We start from the raw sequence: 23,225 nt of genomic DNA on the forward strand, positions 1-23,225 counted from the left end.
TCGGCGGTTCAACGAATGCATACTGATCCCGACATGGTAAGTTTCGGAAATTGATAGAACAATGTGTTGGAGTGGGCCAGCTTCATATACGATCGCCGCCGTGGGGGTCGTCGCCACAGTAAAAGCAATACGTCAGGGCGACAGCGCTTTGCTCTGGACTCCGCTGGTGTATTTTACTGCGATCGAGGTGCTACAGGGGTATTCCTATTCGGTGGAAGGCCAATGTGCCCTGCCCCAGAACCAGGTTGCAACATTGCTGGCTTATTTGCACATAGCGTTTCAGCCATTGTTTACCTGTATCCTGGCGCTTTATTTCATCCCCAGCGACGTACGCCGGATAGTCATGCCGGTTGTTCTGGGCATAGGTGCACTGACCGGGGCGTATCTGCTGATACAAATCTACCCCTTCGAATGGGCCGGCGCGTGCAGACCTGGTCGGCTTTTGTGCAGCGACCATCTGTGCGTGAAGAAGGAAAGCTGGCATATCGGCTGGCATTTACCGCTGAATGACCTGGGTGAACGTCTTCCTGCCACGATACTCGGTCGGCAATATGATTTGAATTTCCCGGTTTACTTCACCGTGATGTTCATACTTCCGACCCTGTTGGGCGCGTGGAAAATAGCAGGCTTTCAGCTGTTGATCGGACCGACGCTAGCCTGGGCAACAGCATCCAGCCCAACGGAAATGCCCGCCATTTGGTGTCTGTTCTCACTTGGAATTGTGATGATAATTGTCTTCACGCCGCTACGGGAATTCCTGTTCGTGAAATCGTGGCCGTTATGGGATGTGCTGCGCAGGGTGAACGGTAGATATAAAAGAACACTCTAGAAACCGAACAACCCGTTCACCCGCGCATCACCATTTCTTCCCTCATCATGCTTGCGACCTGAATGCGTTCTTCGCCGAACATTCAGACCCCCCTTGAGCTTTTGAGAGTCGAAAACACAAACTGACGCGGCGCTATGCCGTGTCTTCCTCAACCAGTTGATAAAGAACCCACTCTTCCGACAGCCCCTTCAGTGGCTTTGACCCCATTTTGGTGAAATCCAGACCAGACCCAAGAACCAGATCACGTACGGTGCTGGAAACCCAGACATGCCCGCCCGGCGTGAGGCTCAGGACACGGGCCGTAATTGCAATCGCGATCCCCGTCACGTCGTTAACTGTTCGCAAGCATTCTCCAGCGTGAATCCCGGTGCGGATCTTGAGGCCGGATTTACTTGCCGCAGCCTGAAACGCCCGGGCACAGGCAATCGCAGCGCTGGGTCGTGGGAATGCCGCCAGCAACCCATCCCCCATCAGTTTGATAAGCGAGCCATCGTGCTGGGCAACAGTCCGGATCGCGGCCGCATCAAGGCAGTCCATGATGTCCCGCCATTTTGCATCACCAAGGCGAGCGATAATTTCGGTCGAGTTCACTACGTCTGTCATCATGATCGTGATCAGAAGACTGTCGTTTTCACTGTCACCAGAGCAAAGCGAGATGTTTTCTTCAAAGGTCTGGTCGATCAGGTTGCCTTGGTCAGACGGGGTCTTGCCGGGCTGGGTCGGAAATCTTTTTACGACCGACTGATCGTCTCGGTTCATATCCACGACACCCAAAGAACCAAGGTTCTTCCAGGGGCTTAACGGCTCGGGCATCTCGGGGTAGTCAACAGGCTCAATAATTGAAAACGAAGTGTTCAGCATTTGTGCACCACAAAATAAAGTATTTGCACCGCAGGCTACTTGCATATTGTCAACAAGCCGCGACGCAAATGTTAATGAAGTGTTAACAGCGGCTGGTTTAGCGCACGCTAGGCTTGTGCCTCACCGGATACATATTCCAAAAAGAGGTTAGAGCACTGCGGGCCGCGACACCCATCCATGTGAAATCGCGTATCGAAACATAGTGTTGAGGACTGAACCTTGAAAAAGCTGAATGTATTGTTGGTAGAAGATGATCCGTCATTGCTCGCTTTGACGTCTGCGCTTCTCAAGCCTCATTTCAGCGTCCTTCAGGCGTCCAATGTCGCGGATGCCCGCGCGATCCTCGCCTCGAAATCCGTAGATATTGCGCTGCTTGATCTGGGGTTGCCGGACGAAGACGGCTTGGTGCTGGCGCGTTCGATGCGGGCGAAATCGGCGCTGCCGCCCATCATTTTTGTCTCCTCCAGAGACAGCGCCAGTGACAAGATCAGCGGGCTGGACATCGGGGGCGACGATTACCTCACCAAGCCTTTTGATCCTGATGAGCTTTTGTCGCGCATCAACGCGGTTCTTCGCCGGACGAACGCCCATGCGTCGGCTCCTCGCCGGGAAACCCGGGTGCGCCTTGGCGAAGTGGAAATTGACCTCGACACCCGACAAGTATGGAACGAACAGCTGGAAACGACCCCGTTCACCCGCGCTGAATTTGATGTGCTGATGGCTATTGTCAATGCAAACGGTCGCGTGTTGTCCCGCGCGGTCCTACTGGACGCTGTTGCTCTGTCGCCGGATCATGATGCCGGTGAGCGCACAATCGACGCATTGGTGGCGAAAATTCGGAAAAAGCTGTCGAGCGGGCGTGATGGACCCAAAATCATCTCAACTGTCCATGGTGTCGGCTATCGGCTGGGGCTGGTGCGAAGTTGATCCCGCGCGCCTACATATATGACGAGCCTATCAACGCGCTTACCCAGAACTTCGTTGATAAGACTGTCGAGGGCAAATACCGCGAGTGGTATTTCGAATCCACGCGCGGTCAATTCAGGACGGCCTTGTTGTTCGGGGCGTCTTTCTATGTCGTTTTCGCCTTTCTGGAGGTCTTTGTCCTACATACGCGCGCATTCTCTGGACAGGATCTGGCGGTCTGGGGCGCCAGGCTTTTCATCATCTCTTTCATCTTTGGGCTTTTCTTTTTCTCCCACAAACTTCCCGCGCGCACATTACCCGTCATAATTTCAACGGGATGGTCTTTGATGTACCTCGTTATCTGGGCTGCGTTTGCGTTTTCGGGCGACCATGAATCGAAAGATTTCCTGTATCGCTTTGCGCTGATCAGCTTGGCCGGCACTGTTTTCCTGCCTTTTGTGTTTTCCCATTCGGCAGCGCTGCAGCTTCTGCTTTTTGTCCCGGTATCCTATTATCTGGTGTTTGATAATTCCGGCGCCAGCAATGGCATCGACACCTGGATCGGTCCTTCCTTTGTTCTTTGCTCAGTGGTTCTGATTGGCCTGTATGCAAAGTTTTTTTCGGAAAGGACGTTACGGGCAAACTTTGTTCAAAGCGTCTATCTTGAAAAAGCGCGCAACGACGCGGAGAAAGCGAATGAAGCAAAATCGCAGTTTCTCGCAACCGCAAGCCACGAGCTGCGCACACCGCTGAACGGCATCGTCGGGAATATCCGGCTGATCAAACTGATGCCGCAAGACCGCGCATCGCTGGATCAGAGACTGGATGAAATCGAACGCTCCAGCCTTGCGATGAGAAACCTCATCGATGACGTTCTGAACATCGCAAGGCTGGAAGAAAAAGCCGAAGACCTCGAATATCAAACTTTCAACCTGTCTGAAATCCTTCAGGATCTAGAGGCCGTACTTCGCCCCCTTGCCCGTTCCAAAAACCTGCAACTGATCATCCCTCAGTTCGACGATGGCGTTTATCTTAGCGGAAATAGTGGTCACCTGAGACACATCTTGCTGAACCTGCTTGGAAATGCGGTGAAATTCACCCAAGAGGGTTCGGTGACCTTGTCGTTTGAGCAATCAAAACAGTCCGTGGCCTTCACCGTCAGCGACACCGGGATCGGTGTGCCCGAGGATCAGGTTGCCAGTATTTTTGAACCGTTCACGCAAGCGTCAAACATTGATTCCCGCAAAATTGGGGGAACCGGGCTGGGGCTTTCGATCGTGCGCGGACTTGTGTCCTCACTGGAAGGACAGGTCACCGTGAAAAGCAGCCTCGGCGAAGGAACAGTTTTCCGGGTGGAAGTGCCGTTTCAGGCCGCACCAGCCCCGTCGCCTCAATCCGAGGCAGCGGGGATGGCCGTTACGGTGGGTTCACAGCAGAACGTGCTGATTGTCGAGGACGACCCCACCAGTATGGAAATCCTCAAGAGTCTGCTGGAGCGAGACGGACATGAAGTCACTGCAGCGGCAAATGGCCGTGACGCGAAAGAGGTGTTCAGACCAGACAAGGTTGATTGCATCCTGACAGATATCCGTCTTCCAGATACGACAGGCGTTCAATTGGCGCGCGACCTCAAAGGAATTGCAAAGGTCAAGCGGCCCGACAAGACGATTGCGACCATAGCCGTCACTGCAAACGTAATGCCCGAAGATCTTGATGAGTATACTGCAGCAGGCTTCGACGCGGTCGTCTCCAAGCCGTTGGATGAACGTGTTCTGTACGGCGCGATCCGGGCGTCGATCGAGAAACACCCCTCGGACGCGCCATACGTGTCCTCTCAGTCAGAAGTCACCAAGGCGCGCCTCAGCAAGTTCTTGAGCGGTGAAGAAATGGAGCAAGTCTTTCTGGCGTTCAGTGAGTCATTGGAAGAGTGCCACTCGCAACTCAGGAAAGCGCAGAAACAGGGTGATCGGGATCGGATTGAGTTTCTGGTTCACCGAGTTTACGGCAGTGTGTCGAGCTTTGGTGAAACTGAACTTGCGAACATGGCAAAATCTGTCGAGACGCTTTTGCAAAGTGGAACTGAAAACTATGGCGTCGAGTTGAAGGAACTGATCGATTCATGTGGGGCCGTGCTAAAGAGCCTTAAAAAACGAACAGCTTGATATGTTGCGCGCAGACAGCCAACCTTCTTCCGTTCGGGCATAGAGCCCCGCCCTACATCAGTTTTGCGAAGCATCGCTTGAACGCGTCCAGACCAACGAACAGGGGTCGGGTCAGCGTCACGGTGGTTCTACAGGGCCTTCACCAAAACTGTCGTCAAAGGAGACGCTCCGCAAGCCCGATAAACGGGGAGCACAACGAACCCAACAAGAAAAATCAGGCTTTAGGCCGGGGGTTCGGGTGCTCCATACTAAAGCGTTCAAAAATAATCGACTGCTTCATAGGCATACAATCCTGACAATCCTCGCAATCATTACCATGATTTCAGGTCATTTTGAGCTTTCGAATGTACCTTTGGGCCCATGAAAGCAACCAAACACAAAGTCATCAGTTGATCTCATTTCATTCGTCTCTGAAATTTTGAAATATTGAAAAAGGGGCAAGCCCTGTCAGGTTGCGCTTGCAATCAGGCCTTTCTCAGGACGGAAAACCCCAATGGCACAAGACCTCGTTGCGCAACTGGATGACAAGTTGCGCGCAAAGCGTGAATCCTTCGACAAACTTCCCATAATCGACGTAGCTCCGCTGCTGGACGGCAGCGACAAACTGAAAGTGGCAAAGGAAATTCGCTGGGCACTGTCGAACGCCGGCTTCATGTATGTAAAGAACCACGGCGTCGCGCAGGATTTCGTCGATCAGGTCTTCGACGTCACCCGCCGTTTCTTCAATCTGCCGATGAAAGACAAGATGAAGCTGCATGTCAGCAACTCTGACGTGGCGCTGCGCGGCTATATCGAACCCTATGGAGAAAACACCGATCCGACCAAGACCAAAGACCTGAAAGAGTGTTTTGATATCGGGCCCGAGTGTGAAGCTTTGGAGGGCCCGTTTTTCGGACCCAATCAATGGACGGACCGGCTGCCCGAATTTCAGGACCTGGTTTACAGCTATCACCAGAAAATGGTCACACTGTCCAAACAGCTACTGGGTGGCGTCGCGCTGAGTTTATGCCTGCCTGAAACCCATTTCGAAAACCTGATGAAAAGCCCGATCAGTATTCAGCGTCTGCTGCACTACCCACCGCAAAACGGCATGATAGATGAAAAGATCATCGGCATCGGCGCGCATACCGATTATGGCAACCTGACCATTCTGGCGCAGGATGATGTTGGCGGTCTTCAGGTGATGAACCGCGAAGGCAATTGGGTCGAAGGGTCTCCGATCTCCGGGACCTTCGTGATCAATATCGGAGACCTGATCCAGCGTCTGACCAATGATGTCTATCTGGCCAACATGCACCGCGTCATCAACACCTCGGGTCGTGAACGTTATTCGATCCCATTCTTCATTGATGCCGACTATGAAGCTGTGTTCACGCCCCTGGACTCGTGCATCTCTAAGGACAACCCGCGCCGCTATGAAAGCGTCACGTGCGGAGCACATAAGTTCGGACGTTTCGCGGCCAGCTACGCCCATCTGAAAGAAGCTGTTTAAGCAGATGGCCGGAACAGGCGGGGTTCAGAAGCTTGAATAATTACCTGATGTTCCGGCCTTCGCCTTATTTCAGTTCCTGCGACATAATCGAGCGCGGATCTGGCAAACCACAGAAATCCCATACTTCATTAATCGCCTCAGACCAGATTTCTGCTCAAAATGAAAGCGCTGCACTCATCCGTCAGTTCCTGGAACCGGGGTTTCTCCTTAACGTACAAATAGACCTGCCGTTTGTCGGGAAGGTCCGGCAGGGTGCGAAAAGCGGTGGTTTCGGGAATAAAACGCGCGACGGTCTGGGGGAGCACGGTCACCCACTTCCCGGTTCTGACCATGGTAATAAGCGAATGCGTGTTGTGAATGGTGACATCGGCATCCGTGATCGCATCGACAAATTTCGGCGTTTGGATAAGATCGCACAGGGCATTCCGAACAAACGCAGCCGCCATCACATCATCCAGGGTCGGCGGCGTAGCGCTAGTGATAAGCGGATGGTCAGACGCGCAAACAAGCCCGAATTGATCCTCGAACAGGGGAATGGCCTTGATCCCTTTCAACGGATGAAAGCCCGAAGCAATTCCGATGTCTGCCTTGCCGTCCACAAGCGAATCCAGCACCTGTTGCGTATCCGTATCGCGCAATTCGACCCTCAGCCCGGGAAAGCGGTGGGTCATATGTTCAAGCACCGAAGGAAAGACCAACGCAGCGACCGAAGGAACCGACACGATGCGCATCAGGCCGTGGGTGGCATCCGCAGCCGCCTCGATCGACTGCACCGTCTGATCAAACTGGCGAACCTGCTTCAAGGACAATTCGAACACCTGCTCTCCCAGTGCGGACAGATGAGTCTTTCGTTCTCCTTCAAACAGCTTTTTGCCCAAATGGCTCTCGAGTTGCTTTAGTGTCATCGACACGGCCGATTGAGTGCGACCCAGACGGTCCGCCGCCTCGGTCAGGTTGCCCGTTTGCGCAACAGTACAAAAGCAGCGCAGCATTTCGATCTTGATGGCCATACTTCAAGTTTCCTGAATTTTCATTCAATTGTTTGAGTTTGACTGATGTGGATTGCGGAGTCCATTCTCGGCCCGACCAATTATGACGTGGGGCCTGTTGTGACTAAACTGAACCTGATCGCCGGCGAGTGGCTGGCCGGCGAAAGCGAGATCGAAAACCGCAATCCTTCTGATCTGAGCGACCTGATCGGTCATTTCGCCCAGGCCAGTGCGGATCAGCTTGAGGCGACTTTGGATCAGGCCCGTGTCGCGCAGGCAGAGTGGGCCGCCTATGGACTCGAGCGCAAACAGACGGTGCTGATGAACATAGGCACCGAACTGATGACCCGCGCTGAAGAGTTGGGAACCCTGCTCAGCCGTGAAGAGGGTAAACCTCTTGCAGAAGGCAAAGGCGAAGTTTACCGCGCCGGGCAGTTCTTCACCTACTATGCTGCCGAGTGTTTGCGCCAAATCGGCGAGAACGCGGATTCAGTGCGCCCGGATATCGAAATCGACGTGCGCCGCGAGGCGGTCGGTGTTGTTGCCGTCATCAGCCCATGGAATTTTCCCACAGCCACAGCATCGTGGAAAATCGCTCCGGCGCTGTGCTACGGCAACGCGGTGGTCTGGAAGCCCGCCAACATCACGCCGGCTTCGGCCGTCGCCCTGACCGAGATCATCAGCCGTCAGGACATCCCCAAGGGTCTGTTCAGCCTTGTCATGGGATCGGGTCGGTCGATCGGACAGCGGCTGGTCGAAAGCCCCAAGGTCAATGCCATCTCGTTCACCGGCTCTGTCCCGGTTGGCAAGGGCATTGCTGCGGCTGCCATTCAGAACCTGACCAAGGTGCAGATGGAAATGGGATCGAAAAACGCGCTGGCCGTCATGGACGATGCCGATCTCGACCTTGCTGTCTCGCTGGCGTTGGGGGGTGCGTTCGGGGGGACCGGTCAGAAATGTACCGCGTCATCACGGCTGGTGGTTCATGCCGCCGTGCACGATGCCTTTGTCGAAAAACTGGTGGCCGGTGCGCAGGCGATGAAAGTCGGCCACGCGCTGGCAGAGGGCACCCAGATGGGTCCGGTGGTCAGCGCACAGCAGCTGGCCGAAAACCTGGCTTATGTCGATCTCGGCAAGTCCGAAGGGGCCGAACTGGCCTGCGGCGGCCAGCGATTGGAGATGCCTCAGGATGGCTATTACATGAGCCCAGGTGTGTTCCTGAACACCACCAATGACATGCGCATCAACCGCGAAGAGATGTTCGCACCGCTGACCTCGGTCATCAAGGTCGGCAGCTATGACGAGGCTCTGGCCACCGTCAACGACACCAATTTCGGCCTGACCTCAGGTATCGTCACTCAGAGCCTGGCCCGCGCCACGCATTTCCGCCGCAACGCACGCACCGGTGTCGTGACCGTGAACCTGCCCACCGCAGGTACTGATTATCACGTGCCCTTTGGAGGACGCGGGGACAGCTCATACGGCCCGCGCGAACAGGGTAAGGCCGCAGCCGAGTTCTACACGACGGTCAAAACCGCCTATATCAGCGCTGGAAAGCCGATTTGATGCGGATCGACGGGCTGCAATACACCAATTGGTCCGAGAAGATCTTTCGGCAATTGCGCGAAGGCGGCGTGGACGCAATCCACGTCACCATCGCCTATCATGAGAATTTCCGCGAAACCGTCCTGAACTTTGAAAAATGGAACCGATGGTTCGAGCAATACCCCGATCTGATCATGAAAGGGTTGTGGGCCAGCGACATAGACAAGGCTCGGGAAGTCGGGCGTACGGCCGTGTTCTTTGGCTTCCAGAACCCGTCTCCCATCGAGGACGATATCGGGTTGGTCGAAATCGTGCACACTCTGGGCGCACGGTTCATGCAACTGACCTACAACAACCAGTCCCTGCTGGCCACGGGCTGTTATGAGGCCGAAGATACCGGCATCACTCGCATGGGCCGCCAGGTCATCAGAGAAATGAACCGGGTCGGGCTTGTGGTGGACATGAGCCACTCGGCCGACCGGTCCACTATTGAAGCCGCCGAGCTTTCCGAGCGTCCGATCGCCATCACCCACGCAAACCCGCACGAATGGTCGCCCGCCCTGCGCAACAAGCGTGACGATGTGATCCGGGCGGTGACGGAAAACGGTGGGATGTTGGGATTTTCGGTCTACCCTCATCACCTGAAAGACAAGTCGGACTGCACATTGGACAGCTTTTGCGAGATGATCGCCCGCACAGCGGATAAATACGGCGCAGAGCACCTCGGGATCGGCACGGATTTGTGTCAGGATCAGCCCGACAGCGTGGTCGAATGGATGCGGGTTGGGCGTTGGTCCAAACAGATCGACTATGGCGAAGGCTCGGCAAGTAATCCGGGCTTCCCTGCGATGCCAGCCTGGTTTCGGGACAACCGCGACTTTGGAAATATCGAACAAGGGTTGCGCGCGACCGGCCTGAACGATGACGAAGTGGTCGGGATAATGGGAGGAAACTGGTACAGGTTCTTTGCCGAGAACTTCGTTGCCCGGGGGTAGCCGAATGGAAACACAGGCACAAATCCACATTGACCGACGTGACCCCGCCACCGTCATGCGGTTGTCGCGACTGGGATCGCTACACCAGTGTCGGCTGAGCTTCATGCGGCAGCTGACCCGCCGCATGGCGCGGGAGAACTGGTCGTTTTCACGCCCCGTTTTCGCCCTTGATGCCAATGGCGTCGGGACGGCAGTCTACACCGCCCACGGTCCGGAAAGAGCGTATTCGTTGGTTGCCTTCGCCCATGACCTGCCGTCCGAGAAACGCTCGGACCGTGTGATCGCCGACGCCTGGGACGCTACCTTCGCTTTGTTTGATGGCATCCCGACCGAGGCCGATATTGAGCGTCTTTCGAAAAACGTCCCCCTGCAGGAAGCGGGGCGCGTCAGTGAGACCGAGCTGTCCTTATCTCGCGCCAACCGCTCGGTCCGGCTTTGGGAGCATGTCGTTGATGCTCTGGCCGCAGGGCGGCAGCCGGATGTGCAGCAAATCTATCAGGTCGGTTATCTGATGCGAACGACGGCCGTCTATGGCTCGGGCAAATTCGGTGCTGCAGATCGCGAAAACATCGCAAGCCGCCCGGAAACGAGCGCACCCTTTCAGGCCGAGATGCTGTCAGTGTTTTTGACCCGAGCCTTCGTGCGGGATCTGGTGCAACACATGGCCAACGCCAAGGGCGGCAGTCAGGCCGCGACACTGGACCCGAACATTGCCCATTGGTTGGGTATCGGCAATTCCACCGGCCTTGGCATGGCACCGTACATTGTCAATCACCCCATCCTGTTCAACAACTGGGTCATGGCACGGGAAGAGGCAATTGCGCGCGTCCGATCCGTGGAATCCGCGACTGCGGACGAGATCGATCACTTTCGTCAAATATTCGAACGCAGCCAGCTTTCGATTACGTGGTGGCGGTCTGACCATCCCATACAAATCGAAAAACTGGCGGCGTTGAAGACCGACCTCCAGGCGATCTCGGATTATCTTGACCAGGACGGTTTGACCAGCGGCCACCCCTGGAACCGGTTGGTGATCTGGTCTCAAACCGCGCTCAGCGCAGAAGGACAGGAGTATCTCGCCTCGCTGATCCTTGAGCCCTACGCAGATCTTGTGGACGGCTTGGCCTCGTGCATGGCTGACGGTAATGCCGAGGCATTTGTGATCAATGGGGCTATGCCGATCAGCGAAGTACGTGACTTGATTCGAGGCGCGTTTGGTTGGGCGCTGGATCTGGATTGGGCATCCCGTGAAAACTGCGCCCGCGCTTGGTACGTGTCCGAAGAAAAGCTGGAGCCTCGCATGGGTGAACGGTTCGAGGAACCCATCGAGGACTACGAACAGCCACTGGCCCCGGCCCGGGACGCAGCGGCGGCCCATGCGGAGTTGATCGAATGGGATGGCGCCGTGCCAGTTGCAGAGTTCCTGCTGCGTCATCCTGAACATCGCCACACCGTCCGGCGATCCCAGATGACCCGCACCGCGCCCTATGGCGAAATCCGGGACAACACGATTGGCGAAACGGTTGTGCCTCTCGACATGTTGCGGGCCAAGCTGTCGTTCTTCGGTGCCACACATTTCGATCCGCGTTCAGATCGCTGGGTTCGCATTTGCATGTATGCCGGTGCACCCTACCCCGAAGAACTGACCATCGAAAACGCCGATCTTTGGGTCTATCCAGAGGTGCCAGCATGAGTTTCTCACTGAACGAGATGGAGGCAACGGCCAAACGCGCAACCCGCGGGGCGGGCTATTCCTGGGGACAGGCCGAAGAGGCGTCAAAAGCAGCACGTTGGCTGTGTGCGCAAGGTCTGGATGGCGCCGGGGCTCTTGCCCGGTTGTTGTCGCTCGGGCTGGCTTCGGACCTTGCCGCGCACCGCCCCCAACAGGTTGATGGCCTGTGGCAAGGCGACAGTGACCTGTGTCCGTTGTCGGCGGGGCCTCTCTTGTCCGACAGTGCTTATCTGCTGAAGGCCGCCCCGGTTGAGATGCGGGACGTTGTTGCACCTGAGATGCTGCTGCCCTTTGCCGCCAATGCGGCGCGTGTTCTGAAATGCTGGGTAAGCGTCGAAATCGACGGCACACTTGCAGTCACAGACGGAGATCACCTTGCCGTCCACGATGTTTTGCCCACCGCAGCCCGACGGGTCACCGTTTCACCAGGTGTTGCACCTGAGCTTCTACGCAAACGGCAAACGCGCGCGCAACCCGCGCTGGATGATTGGGATGCTCTGAACCGAATTGCCCACCGCACATACGCCCCCGCAACCGAGGAATCCCGCCTGCTGGGCGCAGGGGCCGGGCTTTCTGACAACGACTGAAGAGAGACCCAAGTGACCGACACACGGACCCTTACCCTCGCCGAAATTGAAGAGCTGTCCTTCCGAGCGCTGGTCGCAGCGGGCACATCCGCGGACAACGCCCGCCCATTGGCGCAAGCAACCGCCGCGACCGAGGCGGACGGCGTCGCAAGTCACGGTCTGGCATATATCCCGATCTATTGTGAGCATGTGCAGTGCGGCAAGGTCGATGGGCTGGCAAAGCCTGTACTGTCGCACCCCCGACCGGGCGTTTTGACCGTTGATGCGGCAACCGGCTTTGCCCATTCCGCCATTGATCTGGGGTTTGACGCTCTGATCGCCGCCGCGCGGGAACAAGGCGTTGCGGTTCTGGCCATCAAGAACAGCTACAACTGCGGTGTTCTGGGCTATCACACCTACAGGCTTGCACAGGCCGGAATGGTCGCGCTGGGGTTTACCAACGCGCCGGCCTCGATTGCCCCGTCTGGTGGCTCGAAACCTGTCGTGGGCACCAATCCGTTTTCTGTTGCTGTCCCGGGGACTGACGGGCAACCAGCGTTGCTGATCGACCAGAGCGCCAGCACGATTGCCAAAAGCGAGGTCATGAAACATGCCCGCGAAGGCAAGCCGATCCCGGTTGGCTGGGCGCTAGACGCCGAAGGCAACCCGACCACCGATCCCGAGGTTGGCCTCAAGGGATCAATGGCACCATCGGGCGGATACAAAGGCGTTGGCGTCGCGCTGATGGTCGAGGTATTGGCTGCGGCTTTGACCGGAGCCACCTTGGGTATCAATGCCTCGCCGTTTTCAGGAACTGCAGGTGGCCCGCCGAAAACCGGCCAGTTCTTCATAGCGATAGATCCGGGCGCAACAGCCGGAGGATCGTTCGAGACAGGTGTCGCCGGTCTGGTCGAATCCATCCGGTCTCAGGACGGGGCGCATCTGCCCGGTGACGGTCGCAGGGCTAAACGTCTGGCAGCCCAAAAAGAGGGTGTCGCAGTGAACACGGCAACTCTGTCCAGGATTGAGGCACTTTTGCGCTAGGTGATCGGCACAGTGAGGCTTTCATCTGCCACTTTTCGAGCCCACGTGGCCCGCGAGGACTTAAGGAACCATGGACCTACCGCCAAGTGTTCATCCCTTGGCGGCTGAAGCCCATTTGTCCGATTGATGCAGGATCAGAGACCCAAGCCCGGAAAATGCGATCAGCGCGAGGCCAAACAAAGAATAGGCATCCGGCCAATCTCCGAAAACGAAAATACCAAGCACCGTTGCAGAGACCAATTGGCTGTAGACCAATGGCGCGATGAGACTGGCCTCGGCGGATTTGTTTGCGATCACCAACAGGTAATTGCCCGCGGCAGAACCAATTGCGCTTAACAGGACCAACGCAGCGACCGAGAGGTCGGGCGTGTGAAACGTCGCTGTCAGGCCGAGCGGCGTCAATAGCACCGAACCGATCAGAAGTTGGGACATCAGCAGGAACCGGGGCCGGTAGGCACCTGCAAGTGTTCGCGTCATCACCAGATAGGCCCCATAAAATCCACCAGCCGCAAGCGCGAAGATCATGCCGGAAGATACGCCAAAGCCCGGCTTCACAACCAGCATTACCCCTGCGAATCCAATTGCCAGCAGAATAGTGCGGCGGCGCGATGGCTTTTCCCCCAGAAACAGGATGGCGAGAACATAGGAAACCACCGGCCCGATGAAAAATGCACCAAAGACATTAGCAATCGGTTCGGTTCGTAACGCCGTCAGGATGCAGCATATTCCGCCGGTGATAAAACACGCCCGCAACAGAACACGCCAGTCTCGGAAACTTGGGAAGTCCTTTGCCGAGAGCCCACTGAATGGCGACAACAGAATTGCGCCCAGGGCAAAGCGCGTCCAAGCAACGATGACCGGATCGACACCGCTGCTGGTCAGAAGCTTTCCCGCGGTGTCACCGATCACGACAAAGGTCACCGCGGTGAAGACAAGCAAGGCAAGTTTAACAAGAATTGGCGATGTCATAGTTGATGCGCCTCTGAATACCACGAGAGTTGCTTTGCCACGCCTCGCGCAAAGGCTATGTCCGCCCGCTCGACTACCACCTTCTGATCGATTCCTCGGCTAAACCCGGCCGAGATACGCGTGTCGAATGTACGTCGTGCTTCGGCCACCTGTTTCTGGTTCGTCATTTTGCCTCCCTTCTTCTTGCTCATCGCAGTCGACGATCTTTGTGTCCAGGTCGTGAAGACAATCCTGCAAAGTCGAGATCCGGTCTTGCACCGTATCTCGATGGGTTTCCAGCATTGCCTGACGCGGCGGACCGGTGTGATCCCCCTCGACGCGTACAACAGCGAGCTGACGCTTGATGAGTTCACGAGTTTTCATTGCAGAGAGTTCTCCGCCAAGACGCTTTTTTACCAGTTAGAGCGCGCTCAAAGTCCAATCGACGAAAGGAGTTTTCTAGTGCCAAAAACTCGATCCGGTCATGAACTTGCAACAGACCTCGGATAGAGTGTTGAAAAAACGGAGCTTTACCTTGTCTTTCAGCATTGACGTGGCACCATTCGCAGCCAGCAGAAACTCGGACCCTCCACGGCGGCTTGGCCAGCGATACAATACCGAAGAATTCCTTCCCGAGGCCGGCAACACCGTTGTCTGTCATCTTGATTTCGATGACCCGGCTCACAAGGCAGTACTGGACGCCCGCAAAAGAGTGATGGCGTTGCCAGAAGCCGAGTGCTTTCTTTTCACGCCTGTCGAAAGCTTGCACATGACCGTGTTCGAAGGGGTTGTAGAAACCCGCCGCACACCCGACGCATGGCCCCGTGATCTAGACCGGGATGCATCTGTAAGCAGCATTACCGACGCCATGGCCGATCGCCTCGCCGGTTTTACAGCTCCCCCGGATTTTGATGTGCGTGTGGCAGGCTTAAGCCCCACGGGCCTTGCACTCAAAGGTGCCACAGATGAAGACGAGGCGAAGATGCGGGCCTGGCGCGAGGCACTGACCGAACCATTCGCGTATCGTCACGAGAACCACGACGCTTACCGACACCACATGACCTTTGCCTACCCGATCAAGTGGCTGCCGGATTCTGTGCTGCCCATCTGGGAAACTGAACTTGGTGCAATCCTTGCAGATCTTGCAGATGCCGCGCCTGTCATTCCACTCACGGCCCCTGCCTTTTGTCAGTTTGCTGACATGACGCGGTTCGAAGAAATCCAAGTTTTGGATACCTGAGCAGCCAATTCAACGGCACGCGCATAAAAAGCGGTCGGATTGGGCCGCCAACGTATGCACCTGATTCCTGCGTCTTGCGTCATTCAGCTGTCCACACAGCCAGATGCGCGGGCGCAGGAAATTCCACCGATCCGTCCTGGCCAGCAAATTGTCCGAGCCGTTTTTCCGCTTCCGCGACCAATGCCTCGTATCCGGCATCGTCGATGAACTCAGCCAATGTCCACCCGCGGACATCCATCCGAACCCATTCGCGGATTGATGCAAATCGCGCGGCGCCGGTGATGGTGGTCACGGTAGCGTCCTGCAATCCCCCTCCGCCAAGAACATTGGCAAAAGACTGCTTGCGCCCAAGGACAAAAGGTGCTCGCAGCGCATTTGCGGCGGTGGCTCCGAACATCTCGTCTATCAGCTCGATCATGCGGGCATATCCGAGTGAGTTTTCGGCTTTATCCCAGACGGATACCGCAATCCTTCCACCGGGCCGCAGCACGCGCCGCATTTCCTCAAGGGCTTGGCGTCTGTCGTCAAAGAACATCAGCCCGAACTGGCAGAGAACGACATCAAATGAACGGCTCGAAAACGGCAGAGCCTCGGCACGGCCCTCGATCCAGTCGACTTCTGGGGCACGCCTGCGCGCCACGTCAAGCATATCCGGATTTCGGTCCAGACCAACGACGCGGCCTGCCGGACCAACCCGAGCGACGGCGTCACGTGCTGTGGCACCGGTACCGCAGGCAACATCCAGAACGGCATTTTCCGGTGTGATTATGGCACGTTCACATAACCGCCCTGCCCATTCGCCAAACAGTGCCGGAACAAAGAACTCATCGTAAATCTCAGCTGCGGTTTTTGATACCTGACCCGCAGATGCAGCATCTTTTATCATGATCCACCCGCTTCTTTTTTGCATTCTGGCCAATAGTGACACGCTGTGGTTCCAAGGATATAGTCCAAAATCTGTAGTAACGGGACAGGTGGCGCGGGATGAAATCCTATGGCCAATTCTGCCCGGTCGCCAAGGCGGCTGAGCTCTTTTGCGAGCGCTGGAATGCTCTGATCATCCGTGATCTTGCGGCTGGCCCCCGCAAGTATTCCGAATTGAAGCGCGGCGTGCCGTTGATGTCGCCGTCCCTTTTGTCTTCCCGGTTGAAATGGCTCATTGAAGAGGGGGTCGTTGCGCGCCAGGAAATTGGCGAAAAGCGCCCGGGCTATGCGCTGACCGACGCGGGACGTGAGTTTGTTCCCCTGGTCGAGGCTCTTGGTATCTGGGGGCAGCGATGGACAAGGCGCCAACTCAAAGAACATGAGATCGACCTGGGATTGCTTGTTTGGAGCCTTGAAAGCACAACCGACGCCAACGCATTCGGCACGAAACGCTGCCTCATTCGGCTGGAACTGACCGATCAAACGAAAGCTAAACGGTATTGGTGGTTTCTGAACAGGAATGGGCGGTGTGAGCTTTGCGTCGAGGACCCTGGTGGCGGCGTCAACTTATACTTGGCCTGTACACTTGCGGACGCCATCTACATCGTTAGGGGAGATATCACCCCATCCAAGGCAACAGAAACCCAGAAGCTGGAAATTCTTGGTGATGGTTGGGCAAAGCAGGCTTTCATAAAATGGCTTAATCTCAGCCCGCTGACGACCATCAAGTCATGCCGTCAGACTGATTGTTGAGGCTCCAAGCTGTCGTTGTCGGAAATGCAGCAACCTCTCCTGCGGTTCACGGCACACTGGGCCACAGACAGAAAAACACGCCGACTAGAATGACGCTCAGCGGGTAAGTAGAGTCGTCAGTCCATTTGCAAATACACATGTGCGCTACAAGCATCAAAACCCAACGCCAGCGGAACACCAAGAGAGGCTGCCAAATGGCTTGTCGCCTCTGCAAATTCAGCTGGAAAGGTTTGGCGTGTCAGGAGCTTGGTGGCCATACTACCCGGAACAAGAGGGTGAATCTTGATCGTACAACCCGCGTCCCTACCAGTGTCATGGAAAACAAGTAACGCTGGCTTGCTGTAACCGGGAGTACAGTTTTCGCGCAGGTGTCAGGCGTATTCCAGAAGAAGCTGCCAAGCCCATACACAACTGGTTTGCCGTCAACCCATTCCAACAGCTTGCTGAATGGGTCCCGTGGCCCGCAATCACCCTAGCCCCGGCTTAGATGAGTTCATGGGCAAGTTCATGCGCGCCTGCAGTTACACTGGCCTGTGATACCGCCGTACTTTCAATTGCAACATGAACCATTCTCCGCAGTTCGGATGCCGGAGAGACAATCTTTGCGCAAATCTGTCTTGGCACGCCCGGTTCCCGGGTATAACAGGACGCATCCCGGTCGCAGCCTACCCGGGTAACAAAACAAGGGTTCAAAACATGAAGACGATCGTAATCTGCTCAGGCGGACTGGATTCGGTGTCGCTGGCACATATGGTTGCACGCGATCACCAGCTGACGGGCTTGATTTCCTTTGACTATGGCCAGCGTCATCGCAAAGAGCTGGACTATGCCGCACTCTGCGCACAGCGGCTGGGTGTGCCTCATGACATCATCGACCTGCGCTCGGTCGGGGCAGTTCTGACCGGGTCGGCGCTGACCGACGATGTGGACGTGCCCGACGGGCATTATGCCGAGGACAGTATGCGCGTGACCGTGGTGCCCAACCGCAACGCTATCATGCTGACCGTGGCCTTTGGGGCCGCCGCAGCACGCGGGGCCGATGCAGTGGCAACAGCGGTGCATGGCGGAGATCACTTTATCTATCCCGACTGCCGCCCAACCTTCACGCAAGCCTTCGAGACGATGCAGAAACACGCGCTGGACGGCTATGCCGACGTGTTGCTGTTCACCCCGTTTGTCCATCGAAGCAAGGCCGACATCGTGACCGAGGGCGCGCGTGTGGACACACCCTTTGCGCAGACATGGTCCTGCTACAAGGGCGGCGAACATCACTGCGGGCGCTGCGGCACCTGCGTTGAACGGCGTGAGGCATTCCATCTGGCCGGTGTTGCAGATCCGACCACCTATGAAGATCCCGATTTCTGGGTCGCAGCAACGGCGCAGAAGGAAACCGCCTAATGTACCGGATCACCAAAGAGTTCCACTTCTCCGCCTCGCACCAGTTGACCCATTTGCCCGGTGATCACCAATGCGCGCGGATGCATGGGCACAACTATATTGTCGAGGTCGAACTGGCCGCGCCCGAACTGAACGCCGACGGGTTCGTGCGCGACTATGGCGAGTTGAATCCGCTCAAGACCTATATCGACGAGACCTTCGATCATCGCCACCTGAACGACGTGATGAACATACTGACCACGGCCGAGAACATGGCGCGTCATTTCTATGACTGGTGCGCCGCGCGCTGGCCGGAAACTGCCGCCGTGCGGGTCAGCGAAACACCGAAGACCTGGGCCGAGTACCGCCCATGACCCCCCTGCGCATTGCCGAGATATTCGGCCCCACGATCCAGGGCGAAGGCGCGCTGATCGGGGAACCCACCGTGTTCGTGCGCACTGGCGGCTGTGACTATCGCTGCAGCTGGTGCGACAGCCTGCACGCGGTCGACACCGCCTATCGTCACGATTGGGCGGCGATGGGCGCGGATGCGGTCTGGGACCGGGTGCGCACCTTGTCGGGCGGGCGGCCTCTGACCGTGTCGCTCTCGGGCGGCAATCCGGCCATTCAGGATTTCGGCCCGATTATCGCGCGGGGCCGGGCCGAGGGGTATCGGTTCGCCTGCGAAACTCAGGGCTCGATTGCAAAGCCATGGTTTGGTGATTTGGATACGCTGGTTCTCAGCCCAAAGCCGCCGTCTAGCGGTGAAGTCGTGGATTGGAACGCCTTCGCGGCCTGTATCGAGGCAGCGAAAGATGGCCCGAAGGTGGTGATGAAAATCGTGATCTTCGATGAAGCTGATTATGATTGGGCCCGCGCCGTGGCAGACCGCTATCCGGCGCTGCCTCTTTATCTGCAACCGGGCAATTCGGAAGTTGAGCCCGACCTGCCCGTCGATCCGCAATCCCTGTCGGACCGGTTGCTGTGGCTGGTGGAAAAGGTGACCGCCGATGGCTGGTTCGCCCCACGGGTTCTGCCGCAACTGCACGTCCTGCTATGGGGCAACAAACGCGGGGTCTGACCCTGAAAGGAGCACATGATGGAAACCATTTACAGCGACCTGACCCAGTTGGGCGGGAAAACCGAACTGCCCGCATCGCCCGAGCTGGCAAAGCTTGAGCGAGTGCAGAACCCTCAGGCCGATATCGACTATTGCGTGCGCTTCACCGCGCCCGAGTTCACCTCGCTCTGCCCGATGACCGGGCAGCCGGATTTTGCCCATCTGGTGATCGACTATGTGCCGGACGATTGGCTGGTTGAATCGAAATCCCTGAAACTGTTTCTGGGATCGTTTCGCAACCACGGCGCGTTTCACGAGGATTGCACCGTGTCCATAGCTCGCCGTCTGGTCGAATTCCTGAAACCGCGGTGGCTGCGGATCGGCGGGTACTGGTATCCGCGCGGCGGCATTCCCATCGACGTGTTCTGGCAAACCGGAACCACACCCGATCACGTCTGGATTCCCGATCAGGGCGTACCACCCTATCGAGGTCGCGGCTAGACAATCACAATAACTACAGAGCGGGGCCGCGCCAAAGGTGTATCACCGCGCGGCTCTGTTGCGAACGCATTTCCCGCAGGATTTACCGCTGTCCGACCATCTGACACCCCTTCTCCGGACTTTGATTTGACTTTGAGCCAAGTGCTGTTTGAATGCACGGCATGGCGTCGCGCAGTATCGAGATATTGCCGCGAAACGACAAAGCCACCCGGCTTTGCGGAAAGGGGCGGAGAACATGTGCCAGATTTTTGCCGGGCAGGACCCGGAACGGTACGCAAGTAAGACCCGCAGTTTAAGGTTGAACAGTCAAAGCACCAGCATCCGGCTGGAGAACGCCTTTTGGACAGTCATTGGTGACATCTCGAAAGGCGAAGGGACGAACACGCCAATTTTCATTTCCAAACTGCATTCCGTGGTTCTGGAGCTACAGGGAGAGCCCGAGAACTTTACCTCGCTTCTGCGCTGTGCCCGTCTCAAGTTTCTAGAAATGCAGAGCGCGGACAACGCCACAGACATCGCTGCCGAGTAGCGCCTGCTGACAAAGGTCATGATCGACAGGTAGTAAGTCAATACTACCCCAACCCGGCCATCGCCCCTGTAACCTGTCATAAAACACATGACGGGAGAAACGGCTTGGCCAAGAACATTCATTCCATGATCCGCGTTCTGGATGAAGCGCGATCCATCGGGTTTTACAGGAACGGCTTCGGCATGCACGTTGCCGACCGGCTTGATTTTCCAGACTTCACCCTCGTGTATCTCAGCAATGACGAAAGCGATTTCGAACTTGAACTGACGATCAACAAGGATCGGAGGGAACCTTATGACATTGGCGACGGCTATGGCCATCTGGCCGTGTCCGTTGATGATCTGGTTTCCGAACACGCCCGGTTCGAGGCCGAAGGCCTGCAACTCCGCAAGATCGTTGAATTCGCCCCGGCAGGTGAACTTATCGCGCGCTTCTTCTTCGTCGCAGATCCGGACGGATACCAGATCGAGGTTCTCGAACGCAGCGGGCGTTTCAAGTGACAAGAACAATGGGAGGAGAAACAGAAATGCACGACTTGGACCTGAAGGGACTCACACGGCGTCAGCTGTTGTCCCGCGCAACGGCGACGGGGCATCCTTTGTTATCGGCGCAGACTTTCTTGCCTCAAGCACCGCGGCCTGGGCGACCCAGACCCAAGTCTTGAAGCCGGAGACCTTTGCAACCCTCGTCCAGATGGCCCGGGACATCTATCCGCACGACAAGGTCGGCGACGAGTTTTATGTCATTGCGGTCAAAGGCTATGACACGACCGAAGCAGCCGAAGGCATCGAGGCCGGTATTGCCGCGCTGGATGCGGCGGCTCAGGGAAAGGGATATGCCAGCTATCTGGATGTCGGCTGGGAACGCGATCGGGTCGACATTCTGCGAGGGATCGAGAACGGCCCGTTCTTTCAGCAAATCCGGGGCGGGCTTGTTACCGGGCTTTATAACCAGAAAGCGGTCTGGCCGATCTTTGGTTACGAGGGCTCTTCATTCGAATTCGGCGGATAAATCAACCGCGGCTTCGACGACATAAACTGGCTATAAGCGGAGGTAGGCACCATGACGGCACCTTTTGACCGAACCGACGAAAGCGTTGTTGTCGTAATTGGAACCGGCGCCGGTGGCGGCGTTCTGGCAAACGAACTGGCGCAGAAAGGGATTAGCGTCGTAGCTTTGGAAGCAGGCGGCCGATACCTGCCGGATGACTACATCAACGACGAATGGGAAAGCTTTGGTCAGCTCGCGTGGTTGGACGCCCGCACCACGTCCGGGGACTGGCGGGTGGCCAAGGACTTCTCGGGCTTGCCAGCCTGGATCGTAAAAGCTGTTGGCGGCACGACGACCCACTGGGCGGGCGCATCGCTGCGGTTCCAGGATCACGAATGGAAGGCGGCAACCACCTATGGCGACGTTCAGGGTGCAAGCCTACTGGACTGGCCCATTGATGCTGCGGAAATGGAGCCCTGGTACATCAAGGCCGAGGACAAGCTGGGCGTGACAAGGACCGGCGATCGCCCTGGGCTGCCCGGCAACAACAACTAAAAAGTGTTCGAGGCGGGCGCCAAGGCACTGGGTTACGAGCAGGTTCACACGGGTCGCATGGCAATAAACTCAGACGAAAACCGCGATCGTCAGATGTGCCAGCAGACAGGTTTCTGCTTTCAGGGGTGCAAGTGGGGTGCCAAATGGTCGGCGGCCTATACCGACATCCCTGAGGGCGAAGCCACGGGCAATCTGGAAGTCCGAGAGAAGGCGCATGTTACCCGCATTCTGCATGACGAAACCGGAAAAGTTTCCGGCGTCGAGTATTTTGACGCCGACGGGAACCTTCAGATGCAAATGGCGCGGGTTGTCTGCGTGGCGGGCAATTCATTCGAAAGCCCTCGATTGCTGCTGAATTCCGCGTCGTCCATGTTTCCGGACGGATTGGCCAACAGCTCTGGTCAGGTCGGGCGCAACTATATGCGGCACATGACGGGGTCCGTCTACGCAGTTTTCGACAAGCCCGTAGGGATGTGGCGCGGTACAACCATGGCTGGCATCATTCAGGATGAATCGCGACACGACCCGAGCCGCGGGTTTGTCGGAGGTTACGAACTTGAAACCCTGTCACTCGGCCTTCCGTTCATGGCAGCGTTCCTTGATCCCGGTGCGTGGGGGCGTGAATTCACCACCGCACTGGACGGGTATGAAAACATGGCCGGTATGTGGATTGTCGGCGAAGACATGCCACAGGAGACAAACCGTGTGACGCTGAACATGGAGGTGAAGGATCAATACGGGTTGCCGGTCGCGAATGTGCATTTTGACGATCACCAAAATGACATCGCCATGCGCAACCACGCCTACAAACAAGGTCAGGCCGTTTACGAGGCCGCGGGTGCGACCCGGACATTCCCCACGCCGCCATATCCGTCTACCCACAACCTGGGCACCAACCGTATGTCCGATAACCCACGCGATGGTGTCGTCAACAAGTGGGGCCAAACCCATGACATCCCGAACCTGTTCATCTCGGACGGTTCGCAGTTCACAACGGGCGCGGCGGAAAATCCGACATTGACCATTGTGGCACTGGCAATCCGCCAGGCCGACCATTTGGCCAATGCAATGAATGCAGGCGACCTTTAGGGTCGAGGCATGTGAAACCCGTATGGCCTGTCGTGCAGTAGATTGGCCATACGGCATGTATCATAGCCAAGTTTATCCGCCGCAAATCAACTCCAAACGGATGCAGGAAACACCGAGAGACCGGGTCAAAACCAGCAA

22 protein-coding genes and 2 pseudogenes are annotated in these 23,225 nt (G+C 56.8%); 19 read left to right on the forward strand and 5 right to left on the reverse strand.

The features are described from left to right. The first annotated feature begins 100 nt into the window (after positions 1-100). On the forward strand, positions 101-829 hold the full coding sequence (locus ACR1XY_RS17355; RefSeq protein WP_480594964.1) for a DUF5765 domain-containing protein: 729 nt from the start codon (positions 101-103) through the stop codon (positions 827-829). Positions 830-961: 132 nt separating this feature from the next. Here the strand turns inward: ACR1XY_RS17355 and ACR1XY_RS17360 are convergent, their stop codons facing one another. Beyond that, entirely contained in the window at positions 962-1,690 is a 729-nt protein-coding gene (locus ACR1XY_RS17360; protein ID WP_480594966.1) for an adenylate/guanylate cyclase domain-containing protein, read from the reverse strand. Positions 1,691-1,909: 219 nt separating this feature from the next. On the opposite strand from ACR1XY_RS17360, the gene ACR1XY_RS17365 reads away from it, so the two are divergent. The 3 genes from ACR1XY_RS17365 to ACR1XY_RS17375 all read left to right on the forward strand — a co-directional run bounded on the left by ACR1XY_RS17365 (position 1,910) and on the right by ACR1XY_RS17375 (position 6,250). After that, positions 1,910-2,617 carry a response regulator transcription factor gene (locus ACR1XY_RS17365; protein WP_480594968.1) on the forward strand — a complete coding sequence of 236 codons (708 nt, stop codon included), beginning with the start codon at positions 1,910-1,912 and terminating at the stop codon, positions 2,615-2,617. Positions 2,618-2,943: 326 nt separating this feature from the next. Further along, a complete protein-coding gene (locus ACR1XY_RS17370; RefSeq protein WP_480594970.1) occupies positions 2,944-4,758 on the forward strand; it encodes an ATP-binding protein in 1,815 nt (604 codons plus the stop codon). 493 nt (positions 4,759-5,251) lie between these two features. After that, positions 5,252-6,250 (forward strand): isopenicillin N synthase family dioxygenase, encoded by a 999-nt coding sequence (locus tag ACR1XY_RS17375; RefSeq protein ID WP_480594972.1) that lies wholly within the window; start codon positions 5,252-5,254, stop codon positions 6,248-6,250. Between the two features lie 137 nt (positions 6,251-6,387). Here ACR1XY_RS17375 and ACR1XY_RS17380 read toward each other — a convergent pair whose 3' ends face one another. After that, positions 6,388-7,260: a LysR family transcriptional regulator gene (locus ACR1XY_RS17380; RefSeq protein WP_480594976.1), complete on the reverse strand. Its 873-nt coding sequence runs from the start codon at positions 7,258-7,260 to the stop codon at positions 6,388-6,390. 45 nt (positions 7,261-7,305) lie between these two features. Between ACR1XY_RS17380 and ACR1XY_RS17385 the strand changes: the two genes are divergently transcribed. The 5 genes from ACR1XY_RS17385 to ACR1XY_RS17405 are packed head-to-tail and all read left to right on the forward strand — an operon-like array spanning position 7,306 to position 13,121. Then, the gene (locus ACR1XY_RS17385) at positions 7,306-8,805 is read left to right on the forward strand and encodes an aldehyde dehydrogenase family protein (RefSeq protein WP_480594981.1); all 1,500 of its coding nucleotides are present in this window, start codon (positions 7,306-7,308) and stop codon (positions 8,803-8,805) included. Further along, positions 8,805-9,779: a membrane dipeptidase gene (locus ACR1XY_RS17390; protein WP_480595137.1), complete on the forward strand. Its 975-nt coding sequence runs from the start codon at positions 8,805-8,807 to the stop codon at positions 9,777-9,779. The genes ACR1XY_RS17385 and ACR1XY_RS17390 overlap by 1 nt, the downstream gene beginning before the upstream one ends. A gap of 4 nt (positions 9,780-9,783) precedes the next feature. Then, entirely contained in the window at positions 9,784-11,472 is a 1,689-nt protein-coding gene (locus ACR1XY_RS17395; RefSeq protein WP_480594984.1) for a hypothetical protein, read from the forward strand. Further along, positions 11,469-12,098 (forward strand): DUF3726 domain-containing protein, encoded by a 630-nt coding sequence (locus ACR1XY_RS17400; RefSeq protein ID WP_480594989.1) that lies wholly within the window; start codon positions 11,469-11,471, stop codon positions 12,096-12,098. The genes ACR1XY_RS17395 and ACR1XY_RS17400 overlap by 4 nt, the downstream gene beginning before the upstream one ends. Before the next feature lie 12 nt (positions 12,099-12,110). Continuing rightward, a complete protein-coding gene (locus ACR1XY_RS17405) occupies positions 12,111-13,121 on the forward strand; it encodes an Ldh family oxidoreductase (protein ID WP_480594993.1) in 1,011 nt (336 codons plus the stop codon). A 90-nt stretch (positions 13,122-13,211) separates the two neighbouring features. Here ACR1XY_RS17405 and ACR1XY_RS17410 read toward each other — a convergent pair whose 3' ends face one another. Then, positions 13,212-14,090: a DMT family transporter gene (locus ACR1XY_RS17410; protein WP_480594997.1), complete on the reverse strand. Its 879-nt coding sequence runs from the start codon at positions 14,088-14,090 to the stop codon at positions 13,212-13,214. Beyond that, on the reverse strand, positions 14,087-14,257 hold the full coding sequence (locus ACR1XY_RS17415) for a hypothetical protein (protein ID WP_480595000.1): 171 nt from the start codon (positions 14,255-14,257) through the stop codon (positions 14,087-14,089). The genes ACR1XY_RS17410 and ACR1XY_RS17415 overlap by 4 nt, the downstream gene beginning before the upstream one ends. Positions 14,258-14,604: 347 nt before the next feature. Between ACR1XY_RS17415 and ACR1XY_RS17420 the strand changes: the two genes are divergently transcribed. Next, on the forward strand, positions 14,605-15,309 hold the full coding sequence (locus tag ACR1XY_RS17420) for a DUF1868 domain-containing protein (protein WP_480595003.1): 705 nt from the start codon (positions 14,605-14,607) through the stop codon (positions 15,307-15,309). A 79-nt stretch (positions 15,310-15,388) separates the two neighbouring features. On the opposite strand, the gene ACR1XY_RS17425 is transcribed toward ACR1XY_RS17420, so the two are convergent. Continuing rightward, positions 15,389-16,195 carry a class I SAM-dependent methyltransferase gene (locus ACR1XY_RS17425; protein WP_480595006.1) on the reverse strand — a complete coding sequence of 269 codons (807 nt, stop codon included), beginning with the start codon at positions 16,193-16,195 and terminating at the stop codon, positions 15,389-15,391. Between the two features lie 98 nt (positions 16,196-16,293). Here ACR1XY_RS17425 and ACR1XY_RS17430 point away from each other — a divergent pair, with 98 nt between their 5' ends. The 9 genes and pseudogenes from ACR1XY_RS17430 to ACR1XY_RS17470 all read left to right on the forward strand — a co-directional run bounded on the left by ACR1XY_RS17430 (position 16,294) and on the right by ACR1XY_RS17470 (position 23,087). Then, positions 16,294-16,986 (forward strand): winged helix-turn-helix transcriptional regulator, encoded by a 693-nt coding sequence (locus ACR1XY_RS17430; protein WP_480595008.1) that lies wholly within the window; start codon positions 16,294-16,296, stop codon positions 16,984-16,986. Positions 16,987-17,682: 696 nt separating this feature from the next. Then, complete coding sequence (gene queC, locus ACR1XY_RS17435) at positions 17,683-18,384, forward strand: 7-cyano-7-deazaguanine synthase QueC (RefSeq protein ID WP_480595011.1); 702 nt, start codon at positions 17,683-17,685, stop codon at positions 18,382-18,384. Next, the gene (gene queD / locus ACR1XY_RS17440; RefSeq protein ID WP_480595014.1) at positions 18,384-18,737 is read left to right on the forward strand and encodes a 6-carboxytetrahydropterin synthase QueD; all 354 of its coding nucleotides are present in this window, start codon (positions 18,384-18,386) and stop codon (positions 18,735-18,737) included. Before queC ends, queD begins: the two co-directional genes overlap by 1 nt. Continuing rightward, a complete protein-coding gene (queE, locus tag ACR1XY_RS17445; protein ID WP_480595017.1) occupies positions 18,734-19,444 on the forward strand; it encodes a 7-carboxy-7-deazaguanine synthase QueE in 711 nt (236 codons plus the stop codon). Before queD ends, queE begins: the two co-directional genes overlap by 4 nt. Positions 19,445-19,459: 15 nt before the next feature. Beyond that, positions 19,460-19,924: a preQ(1) synthase gene (gene queF, locus ACR1XY_RS17450; RefSeq protein WP_480595019.1), complete on the forward strand. Its 465-nt coding sequence runs from the start codon at positions 19,460-19,462 to the stop codon at positions 19,922-19,924. Positions 19,925-20,159: 235 nt separating this feature from the next. Further along, complete coding sequence (locus tag ACR1XY_RS17455; protein WP_480595022.1) at positions 20,160-20,453, forward strand: ribbon-helix-helix domain-containing protein; 294 nt, start codon at positions 20,160-20,162, stop codon at positions 20,451-20,453. Between the two features lie 104 nt (positions 20,454-20,557). Beyond that, the gene (locus tag ACR1XY_RS17460) at positions 20,558-20,953 is read left to right on the forward strand and encodes a VOC family protein (protein WP_480595024.1); all 396 of its coding nucleotides are present in this window, start codon (positions 20,558-20,560) and stop codon (positions 20,951-20,953) included. Positions 20,954-20,979: 26 nt separating this feature from the next. Next, positions 20,980-21,464, forward strand: a pseudogene (locus ACR1XY_RS17465) (Twin-arginine translocation pathway signal). A 51-nt stretch (positions 21,465-21,515) separates the two neighbouring features. Beyond that, positions 21,516-23,087, forward strand: a pseudogene (locus ACR1XY_RS17470) (GMC family oxidoreductase). The last annotated feature ends 138 nt before the right edge of the window (positions 23,088-23,225 follow it).

This window comes from Ruegeria sp. AD11(2025) (assembly GCF_056542405.1).